Source organism: Pseudomonas sp. QS1027, from assembly GCF_002814235.1.
Taxonomy (GTDB): Bacteria; Pseudomonadota; Gammaproteobacteria; order Pseudomonadales; family Pseudomonadaceae; genus Aquipseudomonas.
The window spans coordinates 17,156-39,182 of sequence record NZ_PHSU01000011.1 but is presented as its reverse complement, the minus strand read 5'-3'; the positions used below and the strand labels follow the sequence as shown (position 1 = coordinate 39,182).

General features: G+C 65.2%; 9 protein-coding genes. 4 read left to right on the top strand and 5 right to left on the bottom strand.

Annotation, left to right across the window (positions count from 1 at the left end; all coding sequences use genetic code 11):
• Positions 1-131 precede the first annotated feature (131 nt).
• Genes CWE01_RS10960 through CWE01_RS10945 form a run of 4 tightly spaced genes read right to left on the bottom strand, consistent with a single transcriptional unit; the run spans position 132 to position 5,558 of the window.
• Positions 132-923 (bottom strand): enoyl-CoA hydratase-related protein, encoded by a 792-nt coding sequence (locus CWE01_RS10960; RefSeq protein WP_100940551.1) that lies wholly within the window; start codon positions 921-923, stop codon positions 132-134.
• Positions 920-2,077: a citronellyl-CoA dehydrogenase gene (gene atuD / locus CWE01_RS10955; RefSeq protein ID WP_100940550.1), complete on the bottom strand. Its 1,158-nt coding sequence runs from the start codon at positions 2,075-2,077 to the stop codon at positions 920-922. Before atuD ends, CWE01_RS10960 begins: the two co-directional genes overlap by 4 nt.
• Positions 2,078-2,101: 24 nt before the next feature.
• Complete coding sequence (gene atuC / locus CWE01_RS10950) at positions 2,102-3,718, bottom strand: geranyl-CoA carboxylase subunit beta (RefSeq protein ID WP_100940549.1); 1,617 nt, start codon at positions 3,716-3,718, stop codon at positions 2,102-2,104.
• A 55-nt stretch (positions 3,719-3,773) separates the two neighbouring features.
• Entirely contained in the window at positions 3,774-5,558 is a 1,785-nt protein-coding gene (locus CWE01_RS10945) for an acyclic terpene utilization AtuA family protein (RefSeq protein WP_100940548.1), read from the bottom strand.
• Between the two features lie 176 nt (positions 5,559-5,734).
• Here CWE01_RS10945 and CWE01_RS10940 point away from each other — a divergent pair, with 176 nt between their 5' ends.
• On the top strand, positions 5,735-6,358 hold the full coding sequence (locus CWE01_RS10940) for a TetR/AcrR family transcriptional regulator (protein ID WP_100940547.1): 624 nt from the start codon (positions 5,735-5,737) through the stop codon (positions 6,356-6,358).
• 98 nt (positions 6,359-6,456) lie between these two features.
• Positions 6,457-7,266, top strand: coding sequence for an ABC transporter substrate-binding protein (locus CWE01_RS10935; protein WP_100940546.1), 810 nt, complete (start codon positions 6,457-6,459; stop codon positions 7,264-7,266).
• Positions 7,267-7,273: 7 nt separating this feature from the next.
• Here the strand turns inward: CWE01_RS10935 and CWE01_RS10930 are convergent, their stop codons facing one another.
• Positions 7,274-7,822 (bottom strand): RNA polymerase factor sigma-70, encoded by a 549-nt coding sequence (locus CWE01_RS10930; protein WP_100940545.1) that lies wholly within the window; start codon positions 7,820-7,822, stop codon positions 7,274-7,276.
• Positions 7,823-8,120: 298 nt separating this feature from the next.
• Between CWE01_RS10930 and CWE01_RS10925 the strand changes: the two genes are divergently transcribed.
• Together CWE01_RS10925 and CWE01_RS10920 are read left to right on the top strand one after the other, a co-directional pair.
• A complete protein-coding gene (locus CWE01_RS10925) occupies positions 8,121-8,879 on the top strand; it encodes a thioesterase II family protein (protein ID WP_100940544.1) in 759 nt (252 codons plus the stop codon).
• 100 nt (positions 8,880-8,979) lie between these two features.
• A complete protein-coding gene (locus tag CWE01_RS10920) occupies positions 8,980-22,011 on the top strand; it encodes a non-ribosomal peptide synthetase (protein ID WP_100940543.1) in 13,032 nt (4,343 codons plus the stop codon).
• Positions 22,012-22,027 lie beyond the last annotated feature (16 nt).

The window sequence follows — 22,027 nt, the reverse complement described above, 5'->3', positions numbered from 1 at the left end:
GTTGTGCAATCAGGTCTGCCAGAAAAACCGTAGGATCGGTCCGTCGATGGCGTGGTGTATCGCCCACAAAAAATTGGGGGTAGCGCACAACCTGTAGGAGCCGGCTTGCTGGCGATCCGTCTGAAGGACGGTCAGGGCACCCAACGGGGTGCCCGTTTCTGCACAAAGGCCAATGTCCCCTCGGCCCCTTCTTCCCCGGTCACCGCTGCCGCAAACCACTCGGCGGCCTGGTCCAACAGAGGCCCCAACGGCTGCTCATCCAGCAACAAAGCCTTGGTCAGCGCGTTAGCCCCCGGTGCGCAGCGCAGCACCTGGGCGATCACTGTCTCCAGGCGTGCGTCCAGGGCCTGCTCGTCCGCCTCGACAAAATGCACCAGCCCCAGGCGCCCGGCCTCGTTCCCATCAAACCGCGCCGCGGTCAACGCCAACCGTCGCGCCTGGGTCAAACCGACCCGCCGCACCACGAACGGCGCAATCTGCGCCGGCAACACCCCCAGGCTGGTTTCCGGCAAGCCGAAGCCGGCGCTGCTCTGGGCGATGGCGATATCGCTGACACAAGCCAATCCCAAACCGCCGCCCAGCACCGCCCCTTGCAGCACGGCAATCACCACCGGCGAGGCGCTCTGGGTTTCCTCCAGCAAGGCGCCGAAGGCCCGGTTCAAATCGCGGCAGGCCTCGACACCAGCGTCCCGCGCCCGGGCCATATCCTGAAGGTCTCCACCGGCACAAAAATGCCCGCCGTCTCCCCGCAGCACCAGCACGCGAATGCTGTGATCAAAACGTACGGCGGCGAGGGTCGCGCGCAGTTCATCGACCATTTGCCGGTTCATCGCGTTGCGGCTGTCCGGGCGAGCCAGGGTGATCCGCAGCACACCGTCCGCCAAGGCCAGGCGCAAGGTCTGGCACACCGGCAGGGCACTCACCGCTTTTTCCCCGGCAGGCTGCCCATCAGTTTGCAGATGATCCCCAGCATGATCTCGTCGGCGCCGCCGCCAATCGACACCAGGCGCATATCGCGATAGGCCCGGGCCACCGGGTTGTCCCACATAAAGCCCATGCCGCCCCAATATTGCAGGCAACTGTCGCTGACCTCACGCCCGAGGCGGCCGGCCTTGAGCTTGGCCATGGAGGCCAACCGCGTCACGTCCTGTCCGTTGATGTACTGCTCGGTGGCCTGGTAGACCAGCGCCCGCAGGGCTTCGATCTCGGTCGACAGCTCCGCCAGGCGAAAGTGGATCACCTGGTTGTCGATCAGCGGCGTACCGAAGGTCTGGCGCTCCTTGCAGTAGGCCAGGGTGCTGTCGATGCAGGACTCCAGCCCCTTGATCATGTTCGCCGCGCCGAACAGCCGTTCCTCCTGGAACTGCAACATCTGCATCATGAAGCCCGCGCCTTCCTGGCCGATGCGGTTGCGCTGGGGCACCCGCACATTGTCGAAAAACACCTGGGCGGTTTCCGAGCTGCGCATGCCGAGCTTGTCCAGGTTCGGGCTCAGGCTGATCCCGGGGCTGTCCATCGGCACCATGATCAACGACTTGTTCAGGTGCGGCTTGTCGTCCGAGGTATTGGCCAGCAGGCACATGAAGTCGGCGCAAGGCGAATTGGTGATCCACATCTTGCTGCCGTCGATCACATAATCATCGCCGTCCTGGCGCGCCCGGGTCTTGAGCCCGGCGACATCCGAGCCGGCACCGACCTCGGACACACCGATACAACCGACCTGTTCACCACGGATCGCCGGACGCAGGAACTGCTCGCGCAGTTCATCGGAACCGAAGCGCGCCAGGGCCGGGGTGCACATATCGGTCTGCACGCCGATGGACATGGGAATCCCGCCGCACTGGATGGTGCCGAACTCTTCGGCGGCGACGATGGAATAGCTGTAGTCCAGGCCCAGGCCGCCGAAGGACTCCGGCTTGGAGATACCGAGCAGACCCAGCTCACCGGCCGTGCGGAAAATTTCATGGATGGGAAAGCGTCCGGCTTTCTCCCATTCGTCGACATGGGGATTGATGTCGCGCTCGACGAACTGCCGCACGGTGCGCCGCAGGGCTTCATGTTCCGGGGTGAAGATCATTTCCTTGTTCTCCGTGATCGTTGATCAGAACCGCGCCACGCCAAAGCTATTGGGTTGTAGCTGACGAACCTCGGCTTCGTGGCAGATATCCAGCAAATATCCCAGCAGCGTGCGACTGTCCCGGGGATCGATCAGGCCGTCGTCCCACAGGTTGGCCGTGCCGTAGAGCGCGGTGGACTGGCTGTCGAGCTTCTGCGCGGTGATCTGCTCCAGGCCGTCGAGCATCTTCGTGTCGGGTACCAGGCCGTCCTTGAGCTGCCGCGCCTCGGTGACGATGCGCAGCACCTTGCCGGCCTGGGCGCCGCCCATCACCGCGGTACGGCTGCCGGGCCAGGCGAAGATAAAGCGCGGGTCCAGGCCACGGCCGCACATGGCGTAGTTGCCGGCGCCATAGGAGCCGCCGACCACCAGGGTCAGTTTCGGCACCCGGGCATTGGCCACCGCCTGGATCATCTTCGCCCCGTGCTTGATCACCCCCTGTTGCTCGGCTTCGCTGCCGACCATGAAACCGGTGGTGTTATGCAGGAACACCAGGGGCGTGCGGCTCTGGTCGCAGAGCTGGATAAACTGCGCCGCCTTGCTCGCGCCCTTGGGCGTGATCGGGCCGTTGTTGCCGATCAGGCCGCAGGGACGGCCCTGGATCTGCAGATGGCCGCAGATTGTCCGGGTGTCGAACTCGGCCTTGAACTCGAGGAAGTTCGAGCCGTCGGCCAGGCGGGCGACGATCTCGCGCACGTCATAGGGTTTTTTCGGGTCGTCGGGGATCAGTCCGAGCAACTCGTCGATGGGGTAGAGCGGTTCGGCCCAGGTTCGCGTGGGTGTGATCGGCAGTCGGTCGTTCCAGGGCAGTTGGGCGATGATTTCCCGGGCGATGCGCACGCCGTCGGCATCGTTTTCCGCCAGGTACTCGGCGGTACCGGCCACCTGGGCATGCATTTGCGCGCCGCCGAGTTCCTCGTCGGTCGCCACTTCACCGGTGGCCGCCTTGAGCAGTGGGGGGCCGGCGAGGAACAAGCGGGCCTTGCCGCGCACCACCACGACGTAATCCGAGAGTCCCGGTTGATAGGCGCCGCCCGCCGTCGCCGAGCCGTGGACCACGGTGATCTGCGGCAGGCCCATCGCCGACATCCGCGCCTGATTGGCGAAACTGCGCGCGCCTTCGACGAAAATCTCCGCCGCATAGTTGAGGTTGGCCCCGCCGCTCTCGGCCAGGGTGATCACCGGCAATCGGTTTTCCAGGGCGATCTGTTGCAGGCGCAAGGTCTTTTTCAGACCGCTGGGGGAAATGGTCCCGCCCTTGATCGCGCTGTTGTTGACCACCACCAGCACGCGCACGCCGCAGACATGGCCGATACCGGCAATCAGGCCGCCGCCGGCGAGGCTGCCGTCCTTGTCATCGTGCAGCTTGTAGCCGGCCAGGCTGGCCAGTTCGAGAAACGGCGCGCCGGGGTCCAGCAGCAGGTTCAGCCGTTCCCGGGGCAGCAACTGACCCCGGCTGGCGAATTTCTCCCGGGCGCTTTCGGCCTTGTCCAGCAGGTTCTGTTCCAGTTGGCGGATCTGCTCAAGGCCGGCGAGCATGGCCAGGCGATGACGGGCGAAATCCTCGCCAAGGCCATCGAGCCGGGATTCGATCACGGGCATGGGGATCTCCTTGGCGCTTGATCGAAGATGGATGCACAGGTCACGGTGACAGCCCTCAAGCCAGTTGATCGGCAATCTGTTGTGGCACGGGAATCTGGATTTCCAGCAGTTGCTGGGCGAAGGCCTTGCCCTGGGGATCGATGCGCAAGCTGGCGATACCGCCGCCGCCGAGGGCGTTTTCCAGCAGGAAGTTCAGGCTGTGGCTGCCGGGCAGGTACCAGCGTTCGACACGGCCATGAAGCGGGTCGAGGACATGCCCCATCCAGTCCACCACCACCGCCGGCGTCAACGCCTCGGCGATCCACGGCAGGTATTCGGGGTGCCGCGCCATGACCCCGATATTGCTGTGATTGCCCTTGTCGCCGGAGCGCGCCACCGCCAGTTTCACCAGGGGCACATTGGCCTCGGCGCGGCCCTGCGGCCTGGGCGGTTGCAGGTCTTCGGCAACGGCTTGCAGGGCACTCGGGGCGGGCAGGGCGACGGCATGCACCTGCCCGTCGAGATGTACGCTCAACGTGCAGGCATTTTTATCGATCAGAAAGGAAAACAGGCGGATCAGCGGGGATACCGTGGGCCGTCCGCCGAGGATCCCGGTCAGCCCCGGGGCCATGCCGGTGGCGGCCTGGGCGATCTCCCGGGAAAACAGCAGCAGGGCCTGGCGCTCGGGATGACGCACCGCCAGCTTGATCACCACTTCGCGGCTGTCCTGGCGGCGGCCGTGGGGACCGTAGGTGGCTTCGCTGCCGAGCAGTTCGCCGCTGACTTCGCTGTAGGGCGGCCAGCCACGGGCGCGGAGCATTTCCGTGGTCTTGTCGAGGATCGCCTGGCTGACCCGGCGGGCCTTGGCCACGGCGTCGATCCCGGCCATCAGGCAACTGGCGGTGCAGCGAAAACCGTCGGGATAGGTGGCGCAGACCTTGTACTGCACGGTCGGTGCCGAACCCCTGGCGCCGCTGACACTGACCCTGTTGGCGGCCTGCTGTACCAGCCGGACCCGGGTGAAATCGCAAATGACGTCCGGCAGCAGATAGGCCCTGGGATCGCCGATTTCGTAGAGCAACTGCTCGCCCACGGTCAGCGGCGTCACCAGGCCGCCTGAGCCTTCGGGCTTGCTGACGATGAAGTGGCTGTCGGCACTGACTTCGACAATGGGAAAGCCGATGTGCTCGTAGTCCGGGACCTCGCGCCAGTCGGTGAAGTTGCCGCCGGTGCACTGGGCGCCGCACTCGATGATATGCCCGGCGAGGGCGGCCTGGGCCAGTTTGTCGTAGTCCTGCCAGGACCAGCCGAACTCATGCACCAGCGCCGCGCTGACCAGCGCGCTGTCGACCACCCGCCCGGTGATCACCACGTCCGCGCCCAGGGCCAGCGCCCGGACAATGCCCGGGGCACCGAGATAGGCATTGGTCGACACACAGTGCGCGGGCAGCGCCGCGCCGTTGAACATTTCCCGGATGCCCCTCGCGGCCAACTGCTGAAATTGCGGCTGCAGGTCGTCGCCCAGCAGCACGGCAATCTTCAACGGCACTCCGGCGGCGTTGCAGGCCGCTTGCAGGGCTGCGGCGCAGGCCTGGGGATTGACCCCGCCGGCATTGCTGACCACGCGGATTTTCTGCCGGGCGATCTCGCCGAGCAAGGGTCGCAGGACATCGACGAAGTCCGTTGCATAACCGGCGCCGGGGTCTTTCATCCGTGCCCCGGCCATGATCGACAGGGTCACTTCCGCCAGATAGTCGAACACCAGGTAGTCCAGGCGCCCGCCTTCGACCAACTGTGCCGCCGCGCTACTGGTGTCGCCCCAGAACGCACTGGCGCAACCGACACGAATCCTTGCCTTCATCAGAGCCTCCTGCGAAAGTCGTCGGGCGAGACTACCAAGCAAGCGCTTGGTTTGTAAATCCCGTTGATCCGTTCGCCCCAAGCGCTTGCTTGGCTGTCCTTGTAGGCTTAAATTGCGCGCAACCTCTCTCCTGCGTGGGCGGGGCTGATAGGCAGCAGGGTCATGAGGAAAATGCCGTGAACGAGCAACAAGCCCAGCGTGTCATGCGCGAACTGGTCAGCGCCGGACAATTGACCGACCCGGACAGCGCCCGCGGCAAATTGCTGCAGACCGCGGCGCACCTGTTTCGCAGCCAGGGTTTCGACCGCACCACGGTGCGCGACCTGGCCAGTGCCATCGGCATCCAGTCCGGCAGCCTGTTCCATCACTTCAAAAGCAAGGACGAAATCCTGCGCGCGGTGATGGAGGAGACTATCGTTTACAACACCGCCCTGATGCGTGCGTCGCTGGCCGAAGCCGGCAGCCTGCGTGAACGGGTGCTGGCGCTGATCCGCTGTGAGTTGCAGTCGATCATGGGTGGCACCGGTGAAGCCATGGCGGTGCTGGTCTACGAATGGCGTTCATTGTCCGAGCAAGGGCAGGCCAAGGTCCTGGCGTTGCGTGATCTGTACGAGCAGATCTGGCTCCAGGTGCTGGGTGAAGCCCGCGATGCCGGCTATATCCGGGGCGACGTGTTCATCACTCGGCGCTTCCTGACCGGTGCCTTGTCCTGGACCACCACCTGGTTTCGACCCCAGGGTAGCCTGACGCTGGATCAGTTGGCCGAAGAGGCTTTGCTGTTGATTCTCAAAGACCAGTGAAGTTGTGGCGCAAGTCATTAATTAACCGGCGGAAAGTTGTCTAAGTTGGGAAAACCGCCTAGTTTGATGCAACGATTTTTTTCCTGAGGTGTGTGCCTTTGAACGTCCTGCCTGTGCGCACGATTTCCCGGATTCTGGTGTTGGCGCTTTCGGCGTTGGTGGTCTTGCCGGTTTCGGCGGCCCAAGTGGTTCGGATCGGCGCCGCGCATTTCCCGCCGTATACCATCCGACCCGAGCAGGGCGCCGATACCGGCCTGTTGCCGCAGTTGGCGGAGGCCTTGAACAAGCTGCAGAGCGACTACCAGTTCACCCTGGTGCCGACCTCGATTCCGCGTCGTTTCGGTGACCTGCAGCAGGGGCGGACCGACATGGCGATCTTCGAGAACCCGGCCTGGGGCTGGAAGGATATTCCGCATACAGCGGTCGACATGGGGTTGGAGGACGCCGAAGTGTTTGTCGCCCAGCGTGAGCCGGGTCGCGACGAAAGCTACTTTGCCGACCTCAAGGGCAAGCGCCTGGCCCTGTTCAGCGGTTACCACTACGAGTTCGCCAGTTTCAACGCCGATCCCAAGTTCCTCGCCGACACCTACAACGCCACCCTGACCTACTCCCATGACGCCAACCTGCTGATGGTGTTGCGCGGGCGGGCCGATATCGCCCTGGTGACCCGTTCCTACCTGTCCGATTACCTGATCCGCAACCCGGATGTGGCCAAGGAGCTGCTGATCTCCGAGCGGGTCGACCAGATCTATCACCACTACGCGATCCTGCGCCCGCAGGCGCCCATCAGTGGCGAGGCGTTCGGCAAGCTGTTGCAGCGCCTGCATGACAGCGGTGAGTTGTTGAAAATCTTCCAGCCTTATCGCATCACGGTGATGCCGGTGGCCGCCGCGGTGGCGGGCGAGTAGCCCCTGCTCAACGTCCTGCCAGGTTGTTGCCGCGGGTTCCCGAGACCTTGCGGCAATGCACCAGGGCATCGCGAATCATGAAGTTTACCAGTGTCGGTGAAACCCCCAACTCCTTGGCGATGTCCTTCTGCGGCACGCCGTGCAGCCGGTACATCTCGAACGCATAGCGGGTGCGCTGCGGCAACTCGCCGAGGGCATCGGCGATATTTTCCAGCGCGCGGAAATTGATGTGCGAGTTTTCCGGCGACGCCCCCTGGATCACCACGTTCAAGCCTTCCTCTTCCGGTCCGGAATATCTCAACTCCAGCGCCTGCTTGCGGTAGTGGTCGATGGCCAGGTTGCGCACGATCTGGAACAGGTAGCTCAACTGGGCCTTGAACGAGGACGTGATCTGCGGTGCCGACTGCAGGCGGAAAAAGGCGTCTTGCACCACGTCCTCGGCGCGAGAGCGGCAGCCGGTGATGCGCGCGGCAATCTTGACCAGTATCAGACGGTTGTCGACAAAGGCCTGCAGCAGCGGTGAATCACACTTGCTTGTGGATACATGTTCCATCATGGAAATCACCTTGTAACGAGTAGGTAGCGGGACAAAACCGTGAGCAGTGCCCGGCGTGGCGGACATAAAAGTAGGTTGAATGATAATGATTGTCAAATGAGAAAAATAACTAATCATTTTGTGTGCCTCTTGATACCTGCCTGTGCACTGTGCTCTGTCACCGCTATTGCAGAGGGCGACCGGGACTAATTATTCCCTCGGGCCATCCGTTCTCATGGAGAACAGGCCGAGCACCCGCACGGCTCAGGATCGGTATCTTCGAGGAGGGCGACATGGTTTTCATCAAGGGTGGCTGGGCATGAACACGTCCCCCGGGCTGCGACTGTTCTGCCTTCCTTACTCCGGTGCCAGCGCCACGTTCTACCACCGCTGGCGGCGCAAGCTGCCGCAGTGGCTGCTGGTCTCGCCGCTGGAGTTGCCGGGGCGTGGCATGCGCATGAACCAGCCGCTGCAAAGCGATATCAAGAGCCTGGCCGGGCAACTGGCCGACGAGATCGCCGTTGACCTCGACCAGCCCTACGCGGTGTTCGGTCACAGTCTCGGCGGCCTGCTGGCGTTCGAGTTGCTGCATGTCCTGCACGCGCGTGGCTTGCCGCTGCCGTTGGCGCTCTTCGTCTCGGCGACCGCCGGGCCGGCGCGGCGCGATGTCAGCCAGTACGCCGTGGCGAAAACCGATGAGCAGTTGCTCGAACGCCTGCGCGAACTCAAGGGCACGGCCGAGGAAACCCTGGCCAACCGCGACCTGATGCAACTGATGCTGCCGATCCTGCGCGCCGACTTCCTGCTTTGCGGCAGTTTCAGCTACGGCCAGCGCACGCCGCTGCCGTTGCCGATCCATGTGTTCGGCGGCAAGCAGGACAGCGTCCGCGCCGATGAGCTGCTCGACTGGCAGGAAGAGACCAGCACCGGTTTCTCCCTGGACCTGTTCGACGGCCACCACTTCTACCTGATCGATCAGGAAGCCGCGCTGCTGCGTTGCCTGCGGCGTTATGCCGACGAGCACCTGGCCCGCTGGCGCAACGGCGCGCGGCGTCAGTTGGCCTGGGCGACGGGCTGACCGGGGGCCTTGCGCCTCACCTTTTGTCTTTTCACGTCTCATATTCAATCGGCCTGCCCGCCTCAAGACTCCGGGCAAGCCGACTTCAGGCAGGAATACCATGATGGATGCGTTCGACCTCCCCAGCACCCTGGCCCAGGCCCTTCAACGTCGCGCGGCGCAGACGCCGGAGCGGCTGGCCTTGCGTTTTCTCGCCGAGAACCAGGAACAGGGCGCGGTGCTCAGTTACCGCGACCTGGACCTGCGGGCGCGGACCATTGCGGCAGCCTTGCAGGCGCGGGCCGAGGTCGGGGATCGCGCGGTCCTGCTGTTTCCCAGCGGCCCGGACTACGTCGCGGCGTTCTTCGGCTGCCTGTACGCCGGCGTGATCGCGGTGCCGGCCTATCCGCCGGAGTCCGCCCGTCGTCACCATCAGGAACGCCTGCTGTCGATCATCGCCGATGCCGAGCCGCGCCTGGTCCTGACCCAGGAGGCCCTGCGCGAACCGCTGTTGCAGATGGGCGAGTTGTCCGCCGCCGATGCCCCGGGCCTGCTCTGTGTCGATCAGTTGGACAGCGCGCTGGCCGCCCACTGGAGTCAGCCGGAACTGCACGCCGACGATATCGCCTTCCTGCAATACACCTCGGGTTCCACCGCGTTGCCCAAGGGCGTGCAGGTCAGCCACGGCAACCTGGTGGCCAACGAACTGCTGATCCGCCGCGGTTTTGGTATCGATCTCAATCCCGATGACGTCATCGTCAGCTGGCTGCCGCTCTACCACGACATGGGCCTGATCGGCGGGCTGCTGCAACCGATCTTCAGCGGCGTGCCCTGTGTACTGATGTCGCCGGCCTATTTCCTCGCTCGCCCGTTGCGCTGGCTGGAAGCGATCAGCGAATACGGCGGCACCATCAGCGGCGGCCCGGACTTCGCCTATCGGCTGTGCAGCGAGCGGGTCAGTGACAGCGCGCTGGCGCGCCTGGACCTGAGCCGCTGGCGCGTCGCCTATTCCGGTTCCGAGCCGATCCGCCTCGACACCCTGGAGCGTTTCGCCGAGCAATTCGCGCCGTGCGGTTTCAGCGCCGATGCCTGGTTTGCGTCCTACGGCCTGGCGGAAGCCACCTTGTTTGTCGCCGGTGGCCAGCGTGGCCGGGGTATTCCCGCGCTGCGCCTGGATGATCTGGCGTTGACGCAGAATCGCGCGCAGCCGGGCAACGGCAACGCGGTGATGAGTTGTGGCACCGGCCAGCCCGGGCATGCCGTGCAGGTGGTCGAACCGAACACCCTGCAAGTGCTGGCCGACAACCAGGTCGGTGAGGTCTGGGCCACCGGGCCGAGTATCGCCCTGGGCTACTGGCGCAACCCCGAAGCCTCGGCCAAGACCTTTGTCGAGCACGCCGGGGCGACCTGGCTGCGCACCGGCGACCTGGGTTTCCTGCGCGACGGCGAGCTGTATATCACCGGGCGCCTGAAGGACATGCTGATCGTGCGCGGTCACAACCTGTATCCCCAGGACATCGAAAAGACCATCGAGCGGGAAGTGGAGGTGGTGCGCAAAGGTCGGGTGGCGGCGTTTGCGGTCACCGAACAGGGCGAGGAAGGCATCGGCATCGCCGCCGAGATCAGCCGCAGCGTGCGCAAGATCCTGCCGCCGGAGGCCCTGATCAAGGCGATCCGCCAGGCCGTGGCCGAGGCGTATCAGCAGGCGCCGAGCGTGGTGGTGCTGCTCAATCCCGGCGCTTTGCCGAAAACCTCCAGCGGCAAGTTGCAACGTTCGGCCTGCCGCAACCGCCTGGCCGATGGCAGCCTCGACGCCTATGCCGTCTTCCCGGATCGCACGACAGGCGCGGAGCCGGACGTCGCCCTGGCGGCGGATAACGCCGGCGATGAACTGCAAGCCCTGATCGGCCGAATCTGGTCCGAGCTGTTGCAGGTGACGCAAGTTGCCAGCGACGACCATTTCTTCCTGTTGGGCGGCAACTCGATCCTGGCGACCCAGGTGGTGGCCCGTCTGCGCGAGGCCTTGGGTATCGAGCTGAACCTGCGCCTGTTGTTCGAAGCGCCGACCCTCGGCGACTTCAGCGCACAAGTGGCGCGCTTGCAGCAGGACGGCGGCCTGGCCCAGGGCGCAATTGCTCCTTTGGCGCGTAACCAGGACCTGCCGCAATCCCTGGCCCAGAACCGCCTGTGGTTCCTCTGGCAGCTGGACCCGCAGAGCAGCGCCTATACGATTCCCGGTGCCCTGCGCCTGCGCGGCGAGCTGGATGAAGCAGCACTGCGCAGCAGCTTCCAGCAATTGATCGACCGCCACGAATCCCTGCGCACACGTTTCCTCGAGCGCGACGGTCAGGCCCTGCAACGCATCGAGGCCAAGGCCACTTTCGAATTGCAATGCATCGACCTCGGCGACTTGCCCGCCGAGGCCCGTGAAGCCCGCGCCCGACAAATCCGCGAGGATGAAGCACACAGCCAGTTCGACCTGGAAAACGGCCCGCTGCTGTGGGTGACGCTGGTGCGCCTGGACGAACAGGAACATCAGTTGCTGGTGACGATGCACCACATCATCGCCGACGGCTGGTCGCTGAATATCCTGATGGACGAGTTCGCCCGGCTTTACGCCGCGGCGGCCCAAGGCCAGGTCGCGGAGCTGGCGCCGCTATCCCTGCAGTACGCCGACTACGCCGGCTGGCAGCGCCAATGGCTGGCCCAGGGCGAAGGCCGGCGGCAGCTGGATTACTGGAAAGCCCGCCTGGGCGGCGACGAACTGCCGACCCTGAGCCTGGCCACCGATCACCCGCGCTCGGCGCAAAAACGCCATAGCGCCGAACGCTTGACCCTGCGCCTGGACAAGGCCCTGGGCGAAGCCGTGCGCCAGACCGCCCAGGCCTTCGAGTCGACGCCGTTCATGTTGCTGCTGTCGGCGTTCCAGAGCCTGCTGCACCGCTACAGCGGCCAGCAGGACATTCGCATCGGCGTGCCCAGCGCCAACCGTCCGCGCCTGGAAACCCAGGGGCTGATCGGCTTCTTTATCAACACCCTGGTGCTGCGGGTCGAGCTGGAGGCGCGCCTGCCGTTCAGCGAGCTGTTGGCCCGCACCCGCCAGGCCACCCTCGAAGCCCAGGCGAATCAGGACCTGCCGTTCGAACAACTGCTCGAAGCCTTCCCGCAGGCGCGCGAGCAGGGCCTGTTCCAGGTCCTCTTCAACCACCAGCAGCGTGACCTCGGGGCCTTGCGCCGCTTGCCCGGCCTGCTGGCCGACGAGTTGCCCTGGCACAGCCGCGAAGCCAAGTTCGACCTGCAATTGCACAGCGAGGAAGACCGCAGCGGGCGCCTGAGCCTGTCCTTCGACTACGCCGACGAGCTATTCGACGCGTCGACTATCGAGCGTCTGGCCGGACATTTCGTCAGCCTGCTGCGTGAGGTCTGTGCCCAGCCGCAACGGGCGCTTGCCGATGTACAGCTGCTGGATAACGCTGAACAGGCACGGCAGATCGAATGGGGCGCGGCGGCCTGTGCCCCGGCCCGGCAATGGCTGCCGGAGCTGCTCGAACAACAGGCCCGGCTGACTCCGGAACGCATTGCCCTGCAGTGGGAGGGCGGCAGTCTCGACTTCGCCACCCTGCACACCCAGGCCAACCGCCTGGCCCACTACCTGCGGGACAAGGGCGTCGGCCCGGACGTGCGGGTGGCCATCGCCGTCGAGCGTTCGCCGCAACTGCTGATCGGCCTGCTCGCCATCATCAAGGCCGGCGGCGCCTATGTGCCGCTGGATCCGGACTATCCGGCCGAGCGCCTGGCCTACATGCTCGCCGACAGCGGCGTCGAACTGCTGCTGACCCAGAGTCATCTGCTCGACGGCTTGCCGGTAGCTCCCGGGGTCAGCGCCATCGCCCTCGACCTGCTCAAGCTCGACACCTGGCCGAGCCAGGCACCGGGCTTGCACCTTGACGGCGAGCACCTCGCCTATGTGATCTATACCTCCGGCTCCACCGGCCAGCCCAAGGGCGTCGGTAACACCCACGCGGCCCTGGCCGAGCGCCTGCAATGGATGCAGGCGACCTACGCGCTGGATGACAGCGATGTGCTGATGCAGAAGGCCCCCATCAGCTTCGACGTATCGGTCTGGGAATGCTTCTGGCCGCTGATCAGCGGCTGCCGCCTGGTGCTCGCCGGCCCCGGCGAACACCGTGACCCGCAGCGTATCGCGCAACTGGTGCAGACCTACGGCGTGACCACGCTGCACTTCGTCCCGGCACTGCTGCAACTTTTCGTTCATGAGCCGCAGGTGTCCGCTTGCGGCAGTTTGCGGCGGCTGTTTTCCGGTGGCGAAGCCTTGCCCGCCGAGCTGCGCGACCGGACCCTGGAAGCCTTGCCGAATGTGCAGTTGCACAACCGCTATGGCCCGACCGAAACCGCGATCAACGTGACCCACTGGCACTGCCAGGTCACGGACGGCGAGCGTTCGCCCATCGGCCGGCCGCTGGGCAATGTGATTGCCCGGGTCCTCGATGCCGACCTCAATCCGCTGCCCGCCGGTGTTCCCGGGGAGCTGTGCATTGGCGGTATCGGTCTGGCCCGGGGTTATCTGGGACGGCCGGGGCTGACGGCCGAGCGCTTTGTCGCCGACCCACTGGGAGAGGCGGGCGCGCGTCTGTACCGTACCGGCGACCGGGTACGCTGGAATGCCGACGGCGTGCTGGAATACCTCGGACGTCTCGACCAGCAGGTCAAATTGCGCGGTTTCCGCCTGGAACCGCAGGAAATCGAAGCGCGGCTGCTGGCCCATGAAGAGGTGGTCCAGGCCGTGGTGCTGGTACGCGAAACCGCGGCCGGTGCGCAGTTGATCGGCTACTACACCAGCCTCGCCAGCACCGAGCCCGAAGCGCAACAGAACGAACGCCTCAAGAACGCACTGGCCGCCGAGTTGCCAGACTATATGGTGCCCTCGCAACTGGTGCGCCTCGACGCCATGCCCCTGAGCCCCAGCGGCAAGCTGGATCGCCAGGCCCTGCCGGAACCGCAGTGGCAGGTGCGCGAGCATCTTGAGCCGCAAAGCGCGCTGGAGCAGCAGATCGCCGCGATCTGGCGCGAAGTGCTCGGCCAGCCGCGTATCGGCCTGCGGGACGACTTCTTTGCCCTCGGCGGTCATTCGTTGCTGGCCACCCAGATCATCTCCCGCACCCGCCAGGCCTGCGATGTCGAGCTGCCGTTGCGGGTGCTGTTCGAAGCCAGCGAACTGGGGGCCTTTGCCGAACGGATCCGGCTGATCCAGGGTTCCGGTCGCCGTAACCTGCAAACCGCGATCCTGCCGGTCGACCGCAGCCGGCCGGTGCCCTTGTCCTATTCCCAGCAGCGCATGTGGTTCCTCTGGCAGATGGAGCCGGACAGCCCGGCCTACAACGTCGGTGGCATGGCGCGCTTCAGGGGTGTGTTCGACCTGGCCAGTTTCGAGGCGGCCTTGCAGGCGCTGATCCTGCGTCACGAAACCCTGCGCACGACCTTCCCGAGCGTGGATGGCGTTGCCTGTCAGCAGGTTGCCGCCGAAACCGGCCTGAGCCTGGCCCTGAAGGATTTCTCCGCCTTCGACCCCGCCATCCGCGAGCAGCGTCTGCAACAACTGGCGGACAGCGAGGCGCACCGGCCATTCGACCTGGAAACCGGACCCTTGCTGCGCGCCTGCCTGGTCAAGGCCGGGGAGCAGGAACATTATTTCGTCCTGACCCTGCACCATATCGTCACCGAAGGCTGGGCGATGGATATCTTCGCCCGCGAACTGAGCGCGCTCTATGAAGCCTTTGTCGAAGGCCGTGAGTCGCCGTTGGCCCCGCTGGCGGTGCAATACCTGGACTACAGCGCCTGGCAGCGCGAATGGCTGGAGTCCGGCGAGCGCCAGCGTCAGCTGGACTACTGGACCGCGCAACTGGGCAACGAACACCCGTTGCTCGAGCTGCCCGGCGATCGTCCGCGGCCACCGCTGCAAAGCCACCGTGGCGAGCTGTACCGCTTCGACCTCGACGACGCCCTGGCCGCACGGGTTCGCAGCTTCAATGCCGAACACGGCCTGACCCTGTTCATGACCATGACCGCCGCCCTGGCCGTGCTGCTCTATCGCTACAGCGGCCAGGGCGACCTGCGCATCGGCGCACCGGTGGCCAACCGGATCCGCCCGGAAAGCGAAGGCTTGATCGGCGCCTTCCTCAACACCCAGGTGCTGCGTTGCCAGCTCGACGGCCAGATGCGTGTCGGTGAACTGTTCGAGCAGGTCCGGCATACCGTGATCGAAGGCCAGTCCCATCAGGACCTGCCGTTCGATCAACTGGTCGAGGCCCTGCAACCGCCCCGCAGCGCGGCCTACAACCCGCTGTTCCAGGTGATGTGCAATGTGCAGCGCTGGGAGTTCCAGCAAAGCCGGCGTCTGGGCGAGATGAGCGTGGAGTACCTGGTCAACGATGCCCGGGCGACCAAGTTCGACCTCAACCTGGAAGTCACCGACCTCGACCAGCGCCTGGGTTGCTGCCTGACCTACAGCACCGATCTGTTCGACGAACCGCGTATCGCCCGTATGGCCGGCCATTGGCGCAACCTGTTGCAGGCCTTGCTGGACGACCCGCAACAACGCCTCTGCGAGCTGCCGCTGTTGCAGGCCGAGGAGCAGCAGGCGTTGCACGACAGCCTGGCCATCGAAGCCGGCGAACAGCGCCTGGACCAATGCATCCAGAGCCTGTTCGGCCAACAGGTCCTGGCCCGCCCGGACGCTGCGGCGCTGACCTTTGCCGGCGAAACCCTGAGCTACGGTGAACTCGACCGTCGCGCCAATCGCCTGGCCTGGCGCCTGCGCGAGCAGGGCGTCGGCCCGCAGGTGCGGGTCGGCCTGGCACTGGAGCGCTCGCTGGACCTGGTGGTCGGCCTGCTGGCGATTCTCAAGGCCGGCGGCGCCTATGTGCCGCTGGACCCGGAATACCCACTGGACCGCCTGCATTACATGATTGAAGACAGCGGCGTCGGCTTGTTGCTGAGCCACACGGCGTTGCTCGATGCCCTCGGACCCCTGCCGAGCGGCGTGGCGAGCTGGTGCCTGGAACAAGACGCCGCGGCCCTGGCCGACTATCCCGCCACCGAGCTGCCGTTTATCAACCTGCCGCAGCATCAGGCGTATCTGATCTACACCTCCGGCTCCACCGGCAAGCCCAAGGGCGTGGTGGTGTCCCATGGCGAAATCGCCATGCATTGCCAGGCGGTGATCCGGCGTTTCGAGATGCAGCCCGACGATTGCGAGCTGCATTTCTATTCGATCAACTTCGATGCCGCCACCGAGCGCCTGCTGGTGCCGCTGCTCAGCGGTGCCCGAGTGGTGCTGCGGGCCCAGGGACAATGGGATGCCGAGCAGATCTGCCAACTGATCGACGAGCAGCGGGTCAATGTCCTCGGTTTTACCCCCAGCTATGGCAGCCAGTTGGCCCAATGGCTGGCGACCCAGGAGCGGACCTTGCCGGTGCGCCTGTGCATCACTGGCGGCGAAGCCCTGACCGGCGAGCACCTGCAGCGGATTCGCGTAGCCTTCAAGCCCCGGCTGTTCTTCAATGCCTACGGCCCGACGGAAACCGTGGTCATGCCCCTGGCCAGTCTTGCTCCCGAGCAGTTGGAGGAGGGCGCCGCCAGCGTGCCGATTGGTCGCGTGGTCGGTGCGCGGGTGGCGTTCATCCTCGATGAGGACCTGGCGCTGCTGCCACAAGGCGCTACCGGCGAGCTGTATGTCGGCGGCGCGGGCCTGGCCCAGGGTTACCACGAGCGTCCCGGCATGACCGCCGAGCGTTTTGTCGCCGATCCGTTCTCGACCAATGGCGGACGCCTGTACCGCACCGGCGACCGGGTCCGGCAACTGGCCGACGGCCAGGTCGAGTACCTGGGACGGGTCGACCATCAGGTGAAGATTCGCGGTTTCCGCATCGAGCTGGGGGAGATCGAAAACCGTCTGCTGGAACATCCGGCGATTCGCGAGGCGGTGGTTCTCGCCCTGGAAATGCCGGGCGGTCGACAACTGGCGGCGTATCTGACCAGTGACGTGGCCGAGCAGGGCGAGAGCGAACAGGCTGCCTTGCGCGAAGCCCTCAAGCTGCATCTCAAGCGCCAACTGCCGGACTATATGGTCCCCGCGCACCTGATCCTGCTGGAGCAGATGCCGCTGACCGGCAACGGCAAGCTGGATCGCCGCGCCTTGCCGGCACCGGACCCGGCGCTCAATCGCCAGCACTATGTGGCGCCAAGCAACGAACTGGAGCAGTCCCTGGCGGCGATCTGGAGCGAAGTGCTGAACCTCTCGCAAGTTGGTCTGCACGACAACTTCTTCGAACTGGGCGGCGACTCGATCCTGTCGATCCAGGTGGTCAGCAGGGCGCGGGCGCAGGGTATTCATTTCAGCCCCCGCGACCTGTTCCAGCACCAGACCGTGCAAAGCCTGGCGGCGGTGGCCACCCGCAGCGAGCGGATCGTCGCCGAACAAGGCCTGCTCAGCGGCGCCTCGGGCCTGACGCCGATCCAGCACTGGTTCTTCGACAATGAAATTGCCGAACGTCAGCACTGGAACCAGGCGGTCCTGCTGGCGCCGACCCGTGTCCTCGAACCCCATGCCCTGGAAAATGCGCTGCTGACTCTGCTGGAGCACCACGACGCATTGCGCTTGAGCTTTACCCGGCCCCACGGCCAGTGGCTGGCGGAGTACGCGGCACCGACGGAAGTCAGTGTGTTGCAGCAGGTCCGTGTCACGGACTGGGCGCAGTGCACCGAGTTGTACAGCGAAGCCCAGCGCAGCCTCGACCTGCAACAGGGGCCGCTGCTGCGGGCCTTGCTGGTGGACGGGCCGCAGGGTGAACAACGCCTGCTGCTGGCGATTCATCACCTGGTGGTGGACGGCGTTTCCTGGCGCATCCTGCTGGACGATCTGCAAACGGCTTATGCCCAATTGATCGACGGCCAGGCCTTGCAACTGCCGACCAAGACCAGCGCCTTGCGCGACTGGGCGGCGCGCTTGCAGGCCTATGCCGGCAGTGAATCGCTGCGTGAAGAAATGGCCCTCTGGCAGGCGCAACTGGCTGGCCCCGTGGCCGAGCTGCCGGGCACGAACCGCCAGGGTGGGCTGCAGAACCGTCATGCGCAGACCCTCAGCGTGCGCCTGCCGGCGGCACGCACCCGGGCCTTGCTGCAACAGGCTCCGGCGGCGTATCGCACCCAGGTCAACGATCTGTTGCTGACCGCCCTGGCGCGGGTTATCTGTCGCTGGACCGGCAGCGACTCGGCGCTGATCCAGCTCGAAGGCCACGGTCGTGAAACCCTGTTCGACGAAATCGACCTGACCCGTACCGTGGGCTGGTTCACCAGTGCCTACCCGGTGCGCCTGACCCCATCGCTGATTGAGGAGGCTGCCGGACAGGGCGCTTCGATCAAGGCGATCAAGGAGCAATTGCGTGGCGTGCCACACAAGGGCCTGGGTTATGGCGTGCTGCGCTATCTGGCCGATCCGGCGCATCGCACGGCGATGGCGGCCTTGCCGCAGGCGGCGATCACCTTCAACTACCTGGGGCAGTTCGACCAGAGCTTTGGCGACGAGGCACTGTTCCGGCCGCTGGACGAATCGGCCGGGCAAGCCCATTCGCCGGAAGCACCGCTGCCCAACGAGTTGAGCATCGACAGCCAGGTGTATGGCGGTGAGCTGGTCCTGCGCTGGACCTTCAGCCGCGAACGCCTCGCTCCACAGACCGTTGCCGAACTGGCCCAGGCTTACCTGGGCGAGCTGGACAGCCTGATCGAGCATTGCCTGAACGACGGCAACGGCGGCCTGACCCCGTCGGACTTCCCCCTGGCGCGCCTGACCCAGCCGCAGCTCGATGCGCTGCCGGTGCCGGCCGCGCGGATCGAGGACGTCTACCCGCTGACGCCGATGCAGGAAGGCCTGTTGCTGCACACCTTGCTGGAACCGGGCACCGGTCTCTATTACATGCAGGACCGCTACCGCATCAACAGCGAACTGGACCCGCAGCGTTTCGCCGAGGCCTGGCAGCAGGTGATCGCCCGTCACGAAGCCTTGCGCGCGTCCTTCTGCTGGAACGTCGGCGAGGACATGTTGCAGGTTATCCACAAGCCGGGCAGCACGCCTTTCGAATACCTGGACTGGAGTCTTGAGGCCGAGGCCACCCATGAGCCGCGTCTGCAAGCCTTGCTCGAAAGCGAGCGCGAGGCCGGTTTCGATCTGCTCCGTGAGGCGCCGTTCCACCTGCGCCTGATCAAGGTCGGCGCGGTGCGTTACTGGTTCATGATGAGCAACCACCACATCCTCATCGATGCCTGGTGCCGCTCGTTGCTGATGGACGATTTCTTTGAAATCTACACGGCCATGGGCGAGGGCCGTGAAGCGCAACTGGTGCAGCCGCCGCGCTACCGCGACTACATCGGCTGGCTGCAACGCCAGGACCTGGTGCAGGCCCGGCAGTGGTGGAAACACAACCTGCAAGGCTTCGAACGTGCCACCCATATTCCGAGTGATCGTCCGTTCCTGCGTGAGCACGCGGGCGCTACTGGCGGGATGCGGGTAGGGGATTGCCATACCCGTCTCGATGTCCGCGATGGTGCTCGTCTGCGTGAGTTGGCCCAGCAGCATCAACTGACCGTGAACACCTTTGCCCAGGCGGCCTGGGCGTTGGTCCTGCGTCGTTTCAGCGGTGATCGCGACGTGCTCTTCGGCGTGACCGTGGCCGGTCGGCCGGTGGACATGCCGCAGATGCAACGCACCGTCGGCCTGTTTATCAACAGCATCGCGCTGCGGGTGAAGCTGCCCCAGGACGGCGTGTCCTGCAGCGTGCGTGATTGGCTGAGCGGGTTGCTGGCGCACAATATGGAACTGCGCGAGTACGAATACCTGCCCCTGGTGAATATCCAGGAGCACAGTGAACTGCCCAAGGGCCAGCCGCTGTTCGACAGCCTGTTCGTGTTCGAGAACGCTCCGGTGCAGGTCTCGGTACTCGACCATGCGCAGAGCTTCAACGCCACTTCGGACTCGGGCCGGACCCACACCAACTTCCCGCTGACGGCGGTCTGCTATCCGGGCGATGACCTCGGTCTGCACCTGTCCTACGACCAGCGTTATTTCGAGCAGGCCAGCATCGAGCGCCTGCTCGGCGAGTTCAAACGCCTGTTGCTGGCCTTGATGGAGGGCTTGCACGGCGATATGGCCGACTTGCCGTTGCTGGGCGAGGACGAGCGCGAGTTTCTGTTGCAGGGCTGCAACCAGAGCGAGCGGGACTACCCGCTGGAACAGAGCTATGTAGCGCTGTTCGAGGCGCGGGTCGACGAACATCCGCAACGGATCGTGGCGAACTGCCTGGATCAGCAGCAAAGTTATGGGCAATTGAATCTGGCGGCCAACCGCCTGGGACATGCGCTGGTTCAAGCCGGTGTCGGTCTCGACCAGCCCGTCGCGCTGCTGGCCGAACGGGGCCTGGAACTGCTGGGCATGATCGTCGGCAGCTTCAAGGCCGGCGCCGGCTACCTGCCGCTGGACCCGGGCCTGCCGGGCCAGCGTCTGAGCCGGATCGTCGAATTGAGCCGCACGCCGTTGCTGGTCTGCACCCGGGATTGCCTGGAGCGGGCGCGGGCCTTGCTGGCGGCATTCGCCGAGCCGCTGCGACCGAAGCTGCTGGTCTGGGAAGACGTCCAGGAAGGGCGATATGCGTCGTCCAACCCGGGTATCCACAGCGGTCCGGATAATCTGGCCTACGTGATCTACACCTCCGGTTCCACCGGCCTGCCCAAGGGCGTGATGGTGGAGCAGCGCGGCATGCTCAACAACCAGTTGAGCAAGGTGCCGTACCTGCAACTGAGCGAGGCGGATGTGATTGCCCAGACGGCCTCGCAAAGCTTCGATATCTCGGTCTGGCAGTTCCTCGCGGCGCCGTTGTTCGGCGCGCAGGTGGCGATCGTGCCGAATGCCCTGGCCCATGATCCGCAAGGTTTGCTGGAGCATGTCCGGGAGCAGGGCATCAGCGTGCTGGAAAGCGTGCCGTCGCTGATCCAGGGCATGCTGGCCCTCGACCCGGTCAGCCTTGACGGCCTGCGCTGCTTGCTGCCGACCGGCGAGGCAATGCCGCCCGAGCTGGCCCATCAGTGGTTGCAACGTTATCCACAGGTCGGGCTGGTGAATGCCTATGGGCCGGCGGAGTGCTCGGACGATGTGGCGTTCTTCCGGGTCGATGAAGCGTCGACCCGTGGCAGCTACTTGCCGATCGGCCTGCCGACCGACAACAACCGTCTGTACCTGCTCGACGGTGCCGACGAACTGGTGCCGCCGGGTGCGGTGGGCGAGTTGTGCGTGTCCGGGATCGGGGTCGGTCGCGGTTATGTCAGCGACCCGTTGCGTACCGCGCAGGTGTTTGTGCCGCATCCGTTCGGCGGGCCGGGCGAGCGTCTGTATCGCACCGGCGACCTGGCCCGGCGCCGTGTCGATGGGGTGCTGGAGTATGTCGGGCGGATCGACCATCAGGTGAAGATCCGTGGTTACCGGATCGAACTGGGGGAAATCGAGGCGCGCCTGCACGAACAGCCGGAGGTCCGCGAGGCGGCGGTCGGGGTTCAGGAGGGGGTCAACGGCAAGCACCTGGTGGGTTACCTGGTGGCGACGGATTCGGCCCTGGGTGTCAACGAGCGGCTGGAGCGGATCAGGCAGCGCTTGCGGGCCGAGTTGCCGGAATACATGGTGCCGTTGCACTGGTTGTGGCTGGATGCGCTGCCGTTGAACGCCAACGGCAAGCTCGACCGCAAGGCCTTGCCGGCCCTGGAGATCGGCCAGTTGGCCAGCCAGGACTACCTGGCTCCACGCAACGAACTGGAGCAGACCCTGGCCGGGGTCTGGGCCGAGGTGTTGAAGGTCGAGCAGGTCGGTGTGCGCGACAACTTCTTCGAGCTGGGCGGGCATTCGTTGCTGGCGACGCAGATTGCTTCACGGGTGCAGAAGGTCCTGCAACGCAATGTGCCGCTGCGGGCGATGTTCGAGTGCGGCACGGTGGAGGCGTTGGCGGCTTATATCGACGGACTGGAAGCCAATGAGATCAGCGAGGAGAAAGTCGATCGTCTGAGCGACCTGATGGCGGAGCTGGAGGGATTGTAAGGGGGCCGGAATAGGG

Bases quoted from the DNA above. Each gene is read 5' to 3' on its own strand.
- CWE01_RS10930 (WP_100940545.1), bottom strand. From the start codon at position 7,822: ATGATGGAACATGTATCCACAAGCAAGTGTGATTCACCGCTGCTGCAG.
- CWE01_RS10945 (WP_100940548.1), bottom strand. From the start codon at position 5,558: ATGAAGGCAAGGATTCGTGTCGGTTGCGCCAGTGCGTTCTGGGGCGAC.
- CWE01_RS10925 (WP_100940544.1), top strand. From the start codon at position 8,121: ATGAACACGTCCCCCGGGCTGCGACTGTTCTGCCTTCCTTACTCCGGT.
- atuC (WP_100940549.1), bottom strand. From the start codon at position 3,718: ATGCCCGTGATCGAATCCCGGCTCGATGGCCTTGGCGAGGATTTCGCC.
- CWE01_RS10920 (WP_100940543.1), top strand. From the start codon at position 8,980: ATGATGGATGCGTTCGACCTCCCCAGCACCCTGGCCCAGGCCCTTCAA.
- atuD (WP_100940550.1), bottom strand. From the start codon at position 2,077: ATGATCTTCACCCCGGAACATGAAGCCCTGCGGCGCACCGTGCGGCAG.